7 protein-coding genes, 21 tRNA genes and 1 rRNA gene are annotated in these 10270 nt (G+C 43.3%); 26 read left to right on the top strand and 3 right to left on the bottom strand.

Annotated features, from left to right (window positions below):
* Positions 1-89 precede the first annotated feature (89 nt).
* The 22 genes from rrf to ACRRMM_RS05115 all read left to right on the top strand — a co-directional run bounded on the left by rrf (position 90) and on the right by ACRRMM_RS05115 (position 2641).
* Positions 90-205: ribosomal RNA gene (gene rrf, locus ACRRMM_RS05220) — 5S ribosomal RNA — on the top strand.
* Positions 206-706: 501 nt separating this feature from the next.
* Positions 707-782 (top strand) — tRNA-Val (locus tag ACRRMM_RS05215).
* A 33-nt stretch (positions 783-815) separates the two neighbouring features.
* Positions 816-891, top strand: a tRNA-Thr gene (locus ACRRMM_RS05210).
* Between the two features lie 37 nt (positions 892-928).
* A tRNA-Lys gene (locus tag ACRRMM_RS05205) sits at positions 929-1004 on the top strand.
* Positions 1005-1011: 7 nt separating this feature from the next.
* Positions 1012-1094 (top strand) — tRNA-Leu (locus tag ACRRMM_RS05200).
* Positions 1095-1124: 30 nt separating this feature from the next.
* A tRNA-Gly gene (locus tag ACRRMM_RS05195) sits at positions 1125-1196 on the top strand.
* Between the two features lie 12 nt (positions 1197-1208).
* Positions 1209-1294: transfer RNA gene (locus tag ACRRMM_RS05190), tRNA-Leu, on the top strand.
* Between the two features lie 11 nt (positions 1295-1305).
* Positions 1306-1382: transfer RNA gene (locus ACRRMM_RS05185), tRNA-Arg, on the top strand.
* A 7-nt stretch (positions 1383-1389) separates the two neighbouring features.
* Positions 1390-1466: transfer RNA gene (locus tag ACRRMM_RS05180), tRNA-Pro, on the top strand.
* An 8-nt stretch (positions 1467-1474) separates the two neighbouring features.
* Positions 1475-1547, top strand: a tRNA-Ala gene (locus ACRRMM_RS05175).
* Positions 1548-1573: 26 nt separating this feature from the next.
* Positions 1574-1647 (top strand) — tRNA-Met (locus ACRRMM_RS05170).
* 4 nt (positions 1648-1651) lie between these two features.
* Positions 1652-1728: transfer RNA gene (locus ACRRMM_RS05165), tRNA-Ile, on the top strand.
* 7 nt (positions 1729-1735) lie between these two features.
* Positions 1736-1828, top strand: a tRNA-Ser gene (locus tag ACRRMM_RS05160).
* A gap of 22 nt (positions 1829-1850) precedes the next feature.
* Positions 1851-1927, top strand: a tRNA-Met gene (locus ACRRMM_RS05155).
* A 15-nt stretch (positions 1928-1942) separates the two neighbouring features.
* A tRNA-Asp gene (locus ACRRMM_RS05150) sits at positions 1943-2019 on the top strand.
* 17 nt (positions 2020-2036) lie between these two features.
* Positions 2037-2109, top strand: a tRNA-Phe gene (locus tag ACRRMM_RS05145).
* A 24-nt stretch (positions 2110-2133) separates the two neighbouring features.
* Positions 2134-2209: transfer RNA gene (locus ACRRMM_RS05140), tRNA-His, on the top strand.
* A gap of 11 nt (positions 2210-2220) precedes the next feature.
* A tRNA-Gly gene (locus tag ACRRMM_RS05135) sits at positions 2221-2294 on the top strand.
* Positions 2295-2310: 16 nt separating this feature from the next.
* Positions 2311-2387, top strand: a tRNA-Ile gene (locus ACRRMM_RS05130).
* A 6-nt stretch (positions 2388-2393) separates the two neighbouring features.
* Positions 2394-2468 (top strand) — tRNA-Asn (locus ACRRMM_RS05125).
* Between the two features lie 3 nt (positions 2469-2471).
* A tRNA-Ser gene (locus ACRRMM_RS05120) sits at positions 2472-2562 on the top strand.
* 7 nt (positions 2563-2569) lie between these two features.
* Positions 2570-2641: transfer RNA gene (locus ACRRMM_RS05115), tRNA-Glu, on the top strand.
* A gap of 77 nt (positions 2642-2718) precedes the next feature.
* Here the strand turns inward: ACRRMM_RS05115 and ACRRMM_RS05110 are convergent.
* The 3 genes from ACRRMM_RS05110 to ACRRMM_RS05100 form a co-directional block, all read right to left on the bottom strand.
* Positions 2719-3195 carry a TspO/MBR family protein gene (locus ACRRMM_RS05110; protein ID WP_008342900.1) on the bottom strand — a complete coding sequence of 159 codons (477 nt, stop codon included), beginning with the start codon at positions 3193-3195 and terminating at the stop codon, positions 2719-2721.
* 87 nt (positions 3196-3282) lie between these two features.
* A complete protein-coding gene (locus ACRRMM_RS05105) occupies positions 3283-4017 on the bottom strand; it encodes a TraR/DksA C4-type zinc finger protein (protein WP_017358383.1) in 735 nt (244 codons plus the stop codon).
* A gap of 117 nt (positions 4018-4134) precedes the next feature.
* Entirely contained in the window at positions 4135-5073 is a 939-nt protein-coding gene (locus ACRRMM_RS05100; RefSeq protein ID WP_017358382.1) for a 1,4-dihydroxy-2-naphthoate polyprenyltransferase, read from the bottom strand.
* A 382-nt stretch (positions 5074-5455) separates the two neighbouring features.
* Here ACRRMM_RS05100 and ACRRMM_RS05095 point away from each other — a divergent pair, with 382 nt between their 5' ends.
* Genes ACRRMM_RS05095 through menB form a run of 4 tightly spaced genes read left to right on the top strand, consistent with a single transcriptional unit; the run spans position 5456 to position 10257 of the window.
* Positions 5456-6874, top strand: a complete 1419-nt coding sequence (locus ACRRMM_RS05095) for an isochorismate synthase (RefSeq protein ID WP_017358381.1) — start codon at positions 5456-5458, stop codon at positions 6872-6874.
* Entirely contained in the window at positions 6867-8609 is a 1743-nt protein-coding gene (menD, locus tag ACRRMM_RS05090) for a 2-succinyl-5-enolpyruvyl-6-hydroxy-3-cyclohexene-1-carboxylic-acid synthase (protein ID WP_017358380.1), read from the top strand. Before ACRRMM_RS05095 ends, menD begins: the two co-directional genes overlap by 8 nt.
* On the top strand, positions 8594-9424 hold the full coding sequence (gene menH, locus ACRRMM_RS05085; protein WP_017358379.1) for a 2-succinyl-6-hydroxy-2,4-cyclohexadiene-1-carboxylate synthase: 831 nt from the start codon (positions 8594-8596) through the stop codon (positions 9422-9424). The genes menD and menH overlap by 16 nt, the downstream gene beginning before the upstream one ends.
* A 14-nt stretch (positions 9425-9438) precedes the next feature.
* On the top strand, positions 9439-10257 hold the full coding sequence (gene menB / locus ACRRMM_RS05080) for a 1,4-dihydroxy-2-naphthoyl-CoA synthase (protein ID WP_008342913.1): 819 nt from the start codon (positions 9439-9441) through the stop codon (positions 10255-10257).
* Positions 10258-10270: the final 13 nt, after the last annotated feature.

Raw genomic sequence — 10270 nt, 5'->3', positions numbered from 1 at the left:
GATACTAATAGATCGAGGACTTAACCTATATTCTAATGTGAAAAATGAACATTGTTATCTAGTTTTGAGAGAACATTCTCTCCATCAGGTTTGGTGGCGATAGCGAAGAGGTCACACCCGTTCCCATACCGAACACGGAAGTTAAGCTCTTCAGCGCCGATGGTAGTTGGGGGTTTCCCCCTGTGAGAGTAGGACGCCGCCAAGCTTTTCAAAGGATCAGTTCCAGTCGGAACTGGTCTTTTTTGTGTTTTTTGAAAGAAGATGAACCTAATTGATATGTTGTATGAACCAGATTGATTTAATTGACGACAAGTGTGCAGATGCTCTCAAACAACGAGAAAGTCTGTGAAGCATGTTCACTTTTAAATGTAGAGAAAAATAATAGAGAGAAAGAATAGCAGGTGTATAGTCAAAACATTCATTGCGTTTAACAGTTAAAATGAAGAAATATCTATATCATTAAAGTATAAAAATTGAAAGGCTTCTGATATTTTTAAAGGATTTACTCGTTTTTAAAGAGAATATAGAGAAGAGAAATACAGCTGTTAATCGCTGAATTGAAGCTATTTTGACTGGTAACATAAACATCATCTGTTAAAAGAAATACGTCATGAAAAATGAAATAAAATTTTTTTAATATAGCCTTTACAAATGAGTAAAACCTGTATATAATAATCTTTGTCGGATCGAGAGATTCCTACATAGTGGAGGATTAGCTCAGCTGGGAGAGCATCTGCCTTACAAGCAGAGGGTCGGCGGTTCGAGCCCGTCATCCTCCACCATATTTATTCTTACATAATGTTAGGATAGATAAAGCCGGTGTAGCTCAACTGGTAGAGCAACTGACTTGTAATCAGTAGGTTGGGGGTTCAAGTCCTCTTGCCGGCACCACTTTCATATGGTAAGATAGACAAGTCGCTTTAAAAGCGAGCCATTAGCTCAGTTGGTAGAGCATCTGACTTTTAATCAGAGGGTCGAAGGTTCGAGTCCTTCATGGCTCACCATTTTCATGCGGGTGTGGCGGAATTGGCAGACGCGCTAGACTTAGGATCTAGTGTCTTTATGACGTGGGGGTTCAAGTCCCTTCACCCGCATTGCCAAACAACATAAAGAAATCCTGTAATGCGGAAGTAGTTCAGTGGTAGAACACCACCTTGCCAAGGTGGGGGTCGCGGGTTCGAATCCCGTCTTCCGCTTATACCATACACGCCGGGGTGGTGGAATTGGCAGACACACAGGACTTAAAATCCTGCGGTAGGTGACTACCGTGCCGGTTCAAGTCCGGCCCTCGGCATTATAAAATAAGCGCCCGTAGCTCAATTGGATAGAGCGTTTGACTACGGATCAAAAGGTTAGGGGTTCGACTCCTCTCGGGCGCGCCATTAAGATCGGGAAGTAGCTCAGCTTGGTAGAGCACTTGGTTTGGGACCAAGGGGTCGCAGGTTCGAATCCTGTCTTCCCGACCATCTTTTATGGGGCCTTAGCTCAGCTGGGAGAGCGCCTGCCTTGCACGCAGGAGGTCAGCGGTTCGATCCCGCTAGGCTCCACTTTTTAAAAGATTATTTTATATCATGGCGGTGTAGCTCAGCTGGCTAGAGCGTACGGTTCATACCCGTGAGGTCGGGGGTTCGATCCCCTCCGCCGCTATAAAGGACCTTTAGCTCAGTTGGTTAGAGCAGACGGCTCATAACCGTCCGGTCGTAGGTTCGAGTCCTACAAGGTCCACCATCTATACGGAGGAATACCCAAGTCCGGCTGAAGGGATCGGTCTTGAAAACCGACAGGGGTGTCAAAGCCCGCGGGGGTTCGAATCCCTCTTCCTCCGCCATATTTTTAAAAAATGATATCATCGCGGGGTGGAGCAGTTCGGTAGCTCGTCGGGCTCATAACCCGAAGGTCGCAGGTTCAAATCCTGCCCCCGCAACCAAATTTTTCCTCTAATGGTCCGGTAGTTCAGTTGGTTAGAATGCCTGCCTGTCACGCAGGAGGTCGCGGGTTCGAGTCCCGTCCGGACCGCCATTTTCAAATGAATACTTGGCTCGGTAGCTCAGTTGGTAGAGCAACGGACTGAAAATCCGTGTGTCGGCGGTTCGATTCCGTCCCGAGCCACTTTTATAAATAAATATCAGTATGGCGGTTGTGGCGAAGTGGTTAACGCACCAGATTGTGGCTCTGGCACTCGTGGGTTCGATTCCCATCAATCGCCCCATACATATTTTTGCGGGTGTAGTTTAGTGGTAAAACCTCAGCCTTCCAAGCTGATGTCGTGGGTTCGATTCCCATCACCCGCTCCATTTGCATATCGTTCATGGGCCTGTAGCTCAGCTGGTTAGAGCGCACGCCTGATAAGCGTGAGGTCGGTGGTTCGAGTCCACTCAGGCCCACCATGACTTTCCGCAGTAGCTCAGTGGTAGAGCTATCGGCTGTTAACCGATCGGTCGTAGGTTCGAATCCTACCTGCGGAGCCAAATGGAGAAGTACTCAAGTGGCTGAAGAGGCGCCCCTGCTAAGGGTGTAGGTCGCGCAAGCGGCGCGAGGGTTCAAATCCCTCCTTCTCCGCCATTTTTCTGGCCCGTTGGTCAAGCGGTTAAGACACCGCCCTTTCACGGCGGTAACACGGGTTCGAATCCCGTACGGGTCATTTTTTAAAGAGGTCTAATTAAAGACCTCTTTTTTATTTTCCACAAAACGAAAGACCGCTATCATAGCGGTCTTTTCTTACATATTCATGGAATAGATCGTATAAGACAAGTATGTCGCAAAGAATCCCCATAAAACATAAGGAATCAATAAAATTGGGACAACATTGCTTAGTTTACGTGAGACGATGACAAGCGCGAGTGCTGTCAGTGCTACAAGCAGGCAGTCGATCGTAGCTGCAAATAAATCTTTTTGTGTAAATTGAAAAAAGCTAAAGGCTTGATTGAATACATAATTTAAAAGAAACAGAATCCAAAATGGTAATGTGATTTTTTGAAAACCGTACTTTGCATAAATGATGGCGGCAGATAACGAAATGAGGGCGAATAAGACAGCCCAGACCGCACCGATGACACCACCACTAGGTGTCCATTCAGGTTTATTTAGTGCGTCATACCATTCTCTGTCGATAGGGAACAGGAACCCTGCAATAGAAAATAATGCGTATGTAATAAAGAAGACGATAACCGCCCAAATGATACTTTTTTTAGCCATCCAGAAATCTCCTCCCAATCAATTCACTCTTCAACTTATTTCCCAATTATTACATGATATAAACATCAAGCCCCCAATATGTGGGGACTAATGATTTTTTTTAGTATAAGGATCTTCTTCGTAAGGCTTCAAGTCACCAAACACTGTCATGACGCCTTCTTCATCTAATGCTTCTTCATAAGCTTCGTGTGCTTTATTTGGATAGACCTTGCTTGCTTTTCCTTCAATATCAGCAGCTGCAAACCCTTCATAGTCTTCCACATCATCTTCATCTTCTGATTGAGTATACACATCATCGTATGTCAATGGAGGAAATTCCATATCGGATGGGGTATCAGAGTTCCCATAGCGTTCTACGTCTTGGTAGGCATCTTCTCCATCATATGCAGCACTTTCTTCATTTTCAAATTGCCCTGAGGGCGGACTTAATAAGTCCTCTTCAATGGGACGGTTTTGTGAAACGGTCTGTTCTTTTGAATGCTCTGTGCATGTGACGGCGGTGGGAAGGGCTTCTAAGCGTTCTTTAGGAATAGGGGCTTTACACACTTTACACAAACCATAAGAGCCGTCTGCCATTGCTTGGAGTGCTTCATTGATATCGGACAGATGCTCATGTTCCAAACTGTTTAAGGCAATGTCTTTTCCGCGTTCGAATAGTTCTGTTCCTTGGTCGCCAGGGTGGTTATCATAGGCTGACAGTTCGCCCACTGAATCATAAGGAAATGATACTTTCTGTTCATCGTCATGGCTTTTGGCTTCAATTTCTTGTTTTTCATCGAGAAGTCGCTGCTTCAACTGATGTAATTCGTTTTTAGATAACAAAGCGATCACCCTTTCATATCAAACATATTGTTAGTATGAGCAAATTTTTATGTAAGACTTGTGCCAATTTGAAGCAATTCTTCAATAAAAAACGCCTGCGGCTGCAGGCGTTTCGTGTTATGCGAGATAGTATTGTAAGATCAATGCGATCGTTAACAGGAAACCAAAAAACGTATTGGTTTGTGCTGTCGACTTCATGGCATTCATTAATTCAATTGGTTTTTCTTTTTGCTTAAATTCTTTAATGGCTGTATAAGCTTTTGGCACACTGAGTAAGACAAGAAGACTCCAAAGACCCACGATATCCATAAAGATATAAACAAAAATGAGTACATATGAGATCACAAACATGGAAAGTAGGATGTTGACTGCCGCTTTACGTCCAGCTAGGATAGCAAGTGTCTTTCGTCCATTCTCTTTATCACCGTCTAAATCACGGATATTGTTCGACAGTAAGATGGCACCAACTAAAATAGAGATGGGTAATGAAATGAGCACAGCTTTTGATGTCAATGTTCCTGTTTGGATATAGAAACTAATTAAAATGATGCCTAGTCCCATAAAAGCACCTGATACAAGTTCTCCAAATGGTGTATAAGCAATTGGTACAGGACCGCCGGTATAAAAATAGCCTGCTGCCATACAAATTAGTCCTATGAGTGCAATCCACCAGCTAGACATCATGCAAATATAGATCCCAAGTAATAAAGAAAGCGCGAATAAGGCATAAGCGAGGCCTAAAACTGTTTTTGGTTTTACACCGTTTCTCACGATCGCTCCGCCGATACCGACAGATTTCTCATTGTCCAATCCGCGAACATAATCAAAGTACTCATTAAACATGTTCGTTGCAATTTGGATAAACATCGATGCAAATAGCATAGCTAAAAATAGCCCAACATGTATTTGACCACTCGGAAGTGCTAGGACAGTTCCTAAAGTAACGGGAATAAATGCCGCTGTTAATGTATGCGGTCGTAGTAAATTCCACCAAATCCGCCAGTTCTTATCAGGCTTTATTGGTGAAAGCTGATCTGATATCGATTGATGCTGCATAAAATATACTCCTTTAAATAAAAAAATACGTACACGTCCAAATTCCAGTTTAGCAAAGTTCAAAAAGGTGTCAATATATTGATGCGATGAAACAAGAAAAAGATGTTTGCTAATCGTTCCCATCTAGAGAGAAAGCTTGATCTTCGAACAGGTCTTACCATTTTTTAAGGGATGTTCTCATTTCAATAAGCGGGAGCGAAAAAATCTTGAAAGCGTGATATAATAAGGATTCGAGGTTTTAAAAGCTGTTTTCTTTACTAAGTTCATCTGTTAAGGTTTATAATAGAAAAGCAGGTCATTCGACATACTCGAATGTTCATGTATTTTTTACATGATGGTTTTATTTTTATATGTTATTTCATGGATTTTGGAGGAATGTATCATGGTGACAACAGTGCAAAGTACTTTCCGGCAGGAAGCGCTTGCGACATTAGAAGAAGCGAATAACGTCAACCATGCTGTTTTGATAAGCTACTCCAGAAGAGTTGACGATCTGGATCCTCTTGCCTTTTTCCAAAGCGGCGAAGCGGATTTTTTAGGCGAGCGGTTTTTTTGGTCTGATCCAGAAAGCCAAATGATATTTTCTGGACTTGGCAGAGCGGCCGTGATTAAATCATCAGAGCAAGGCAAAGAACGATTCAATATCGTCCATCAAGAATGGGAGCAGCTGAAACAGCATATGTTCCATTTTCATGATGAGAAGGAGTTAAAGCAAGCGGCAGTTGGTCCGCTTTTATTTGGAGGATTTTCATTTGATCCATATGAAGAGAAGGCGCGTCACTGGGAAGCATTTGGCGAGGCTCATTTTTTTGTGCCATCGATGATGCTGACTGTTTCAAAAGAAGGCACGTTTCTAACGATCAATGAATGGAACGAGGTGGACGGGAATGTTCATCAGCTCATTCAAGAGTTAGAACAGAAAGCTTCTAATTTTGATGCATTGCCTGTCAGAAATCATGGACAAGCTGAGCTTGTTCATATGGAAGAGTTAGATGTCCAGGAATGGATGAAAGCAATCCATGAAGCGACAGAACACATTCGTGTGAACGAATATGAAAAGGTTGTTTTAGCAAGAGAAGTCTTGCTTCACTATAAAAATCAAATAGAACTCGCTCCACTATTAGCAGAATTACTAAAACATCAAACAACGAGTTATGTATTTGCTATAGAGCAGGGAAGACAAGCATTTGTCGGGGCGACGCCTGAACGTTTAGTGAAAAAAAGCGGTGGTGAAGTGTTTTCATCGTGTTTGGCAGGTTCCATTGTACGTGGTCAAGATGAAGTAGAAGATCAGGCACTAGGTGAGGAACTACTTCATGATGAGAAAAATTTGATTGAACATCAAATTGTCGTGAATATGATTGAGCAGGCATTTGAAGCAAACTGCCATCATGTGCATAAGCCAAATCAACCAAGTCTTTATAAAACGAAAAACATTCAGCATTTATTTACACCCATTGTGGGAGAAATTAAAAGCAGCTGTTCACTCTTTTCATTAATTGAACAGCTTCATCCAACACCAGCGCTTGGAGGATATCCTAAGGAAAAAGCGGTAGAGGTGATTCGTGAAATCGAACCGTTGAAACGCGGTTGGTATGCGGCGCCAGTGGGATGGATTGATTCTAAGGACAATGGAGAATTTGCTGTCGCCATTCGATCAGGTCTTATTGAGGAAGACCAAGTTCGTTTGTTTGCTGGATGTGGAATTGTAGAGGATTCCCTTGCAAAACAAGAGTATGAAGAAACGCAAGTGAAATTAAGACCAATGCTGTCTGCTCTTGGAGGTCGTCCTATTGAATAATCAAATCATGACAAGATATATTGGCAGATTAATGGATGAATTTGTGCAAAGTGGTGTGAAGGAGGCAGTTGTTTGTCCTGGCTCCCGTTCAACACCGCTTGCGATGCTCGCTCTTGCTCATCAAGAAATCAATGTCCATGTGTTAGTGGATGAACGGTCTGCTGCTTTTTATGCACTGGGTCTTGCGAAAGCGAGCCAAACACCAGTGCTACTCATTTGTACATCAGGTACGGCAGCAGCTAACTTTTACCCAGCTGTTGTCGAGGCACATTATTCTCGGGTACCATTGATTGTTTTAACTGCTGATCGGCCGCACGAATTGAGGGAGGTTGGGGCACCTCAAGCGATTGATCAGCAATTCTTATTCGGTAAGTTTGTTAAATGGTTCACAGACTTAGCCTTGCCAGAAGAAAGCCAAACGATGCTGCGGTATGTCCAAACTGCTGCTGCTAGGGCAAGTCATGTGTCAACGCAGGAGCCAAAGGGACCAGTTCAGGTGAATGTGCCGCTGAGAGAACCATTGCTACCTGACTTGTCTATTGATCCTTTTGATAGAGAAGAAGGAGTTGCGAACAAAGTTTTAGCAGCAGGTCAAGCTCGTCCGGATGATCGGGTTATGTCAGAATTAGTGTCTATCATGAACAAAGCGGCAAAAGGAATCATTGTTGCTGGTGAACTTCACTCGCCGGAAGAGCAGGCGTCAGTGTTACGTCTTGCAAAAGCTTTGCATCTGCCAATTTTAGCTGACCCGCTTTCTCTTTTGCGAAATGGACATGAAAGTGAAGAATACATCATAGATGCATACGATTCTTTGTTAAAAGATGAGGCATTGCAGCAGCACCTCTTGCCTGAAATGGTCATTCGTTTTGGACCGATGCCTGTTTCTAAGCCTTTATTTAAGTGGCTAGAAAAGCATGCGGAAGTGAAGCAGATTGTCGTCGATGCTGCGGGTGGTTATCGAGATCCTGGTTTAAGCGCATCATACATGATTGAAAGTCATGTAGCCTCTTTTGTAGAAGAAGTCTTGATGAGAGCGGAAAAGCGTCAGGATACATCTTATTTACGACGCTGGCAGAGTGTCAATTCTTCTTTTAGAATGAATGTAAATCAATACAATGATGAGGACCTGACATTTGAGGGAAATGTGTATCGGCAGCTGCAGCACCTTTTGCCAAAAGAGAGCGTGCTCTTTATCGGAAATAGTATGCCTATTCGAGATGTCGATACCTTTTTTGAAACGCAGTCAAAACCGTTTCGGATGATGGCGAATCGCGGAGCAAATGGTATTGATGGTGTTGTGTCCACAGCTCTTGGAACATATGCAGCCTTGAAACAACCCATCACTTTAGTCATCGGCGATTTGTCTTTTTACCATGATATGAACGGTCTTCTTGCAGCTAAGCTAATGGACATTCCGCTCACGGTTGTGTTGTTAAACAATGATGGAGGAGGAATCTTTTCTTTCCTTCCGCAGGCATCCGATGAACCGTATTATGAAAAGCTCTTTGGTACGCCGACTGGGTTGAATTTTGAGTATGCATCAAAGCTATATGGGGGAACCTATTCGAAGCCGACAACGAAAGAAGAGTTAAAAGATGTGTACTTGGCGCATATCCAAGAACCAGGGCTTCATTTAATTGAGATTGAAACTGACCGGCATTCTCGCGTGGGCAAACATCGCCAAATGATGGACGAGATATTGAGGGAAGTGAAAAAAGAATGCCTTCACTCATAATACGAATGCACGATGGTGTGGCGTATGAGGTGATAGACCATAACCCATCTGCTGAAAATGCCACGTTATGTTTACATGGCTTTACAGGGAGTGCAGCTTCTTGGGCTTTTTTGAATACTTATACAGAAAAACATACGAGATTGATTCAGGTCAGCTTGCTTGGACATGGCCGCACAGACTCACCAAAGAGTATAAGAAGATATGCAATGTCCCAGCAGCTGGCAGATCTTGTTGAGATTTTAGATCAATTAAAGCTTCACAAAGTGAATATTCTCGGATATTCTATGGGAGGGCGTATTGCTTTATCATTTGCCTCCCGTTATCCAGAACGTGTAAACAAGTTGATTCTTGAGAGTACATCTCCAGGGCTGAACTCTTTTAAAGAGCGGATGGCGAGGCTGAATCATGATCATCAGCTAGCTCAAAAGATCAGACATGAAGGATTAGCGCAGTTTGTGGATTTTTGGGAGAACATTCCGCTGTTTGCTTCGCAGAAATCCTTGCCAGCGGACAGGCTAACGCAACTGAGAGAGGGAAGGCTAAAAGCCGATCCTAACGGGCTGGCTCGCAGCTTAGAAGGTATAGGAACCGGTTCACAGCCGTCTATGTGGGAAGCATTAAAGCAGATAAAACAGCCTGTTTTACTCATTTGCGGAACACTTGATAAAAAGTTCTGTGACATCGCCAAACGTATGCAGCAGGAGCTTGAATACAGTCAATTCACAGTAGTAGAGCATGCCGGGCATACAGTTCATGTGGAACAACCACATTTTTTTGGTAAAATAGTAAGTGAGTTTATTTTATCGCAAGATTAGAGGAGGAAATATTGATGGCTATTGAATGGCAAACTGAGCGTCAGTATGACGAAATTTTATATGAAACATATAATGGGATTGCAAAAATCACCATTAACCGTCCGCATGTACATAATGCATTTACACCAAAGACTGTAAGTGAATTAATTGATGCATTCTCACGTGCTCGCGACAATTCAGATGTTGGTGTCATTGTCCTTGCAGGTGCTGGAGGAAAAGCATTCTGTTCAGGTGGAGACCAAAAAGTACGCGGTCATGGCGGCTATGTAGGAGACGATCAAATTCCACGTCTAAACGTCCTAGACTTACAGCGTTTAATTCGTGTCATTCCAAAACCAGTTATTGCGATGGTTGCGGGCTATGCGATTGGCGGCGGGCATGTGCTTCATGTCGTGTGTGACCTTACCATTGCAGCAGACAATGCGATTTTTGGACAAACAGGACCAAAAGTGGGCAGCTTTGATGCTGGTTATGGATCTGGCTATCTTGCACGTATTGTGGGTCATAAGAAAGCAAGAGAAATCTGGTACTTATGCCGTCAATACAATGCACAAGAAGCGCTTGATATGGGACTTGTCAACACAGTTGTACCATTAGAGCAGCTGGAAGAAGAAACAGTGAAGTGGTGTGAGGACATGCTAGAAAAGAGCCCGACTGCTTTACGATTCTTGAAAGCTGCATTTAATGCTGACACAGATGGATTAGCTGGTATTCAGCAATTTGCAGGAGATGCGACCCTTCTTTATTACACAACAGATGAAGCAAAAGAAGGACGCGATTCCTTTAAGGAAAAACGGAAGCCAGACTTCGGTCAGTTCCCTCGTTTCCCTTGATTCAATGATATGG

The sequence above is a fragment of the Bacillus sp. XT-4 genome (assembly GCF_050864245.1).
Classification (GTDB): Bacteria; Bacillota; Bacilli; order Bacillales; family Bacillaceae; genus Bacillus; species Bacillus altitudinis.
Note: the sequence above shows the minus strand (reverse complement) of the source record. Positions and strands in the feature narration are given on the sequence as shown.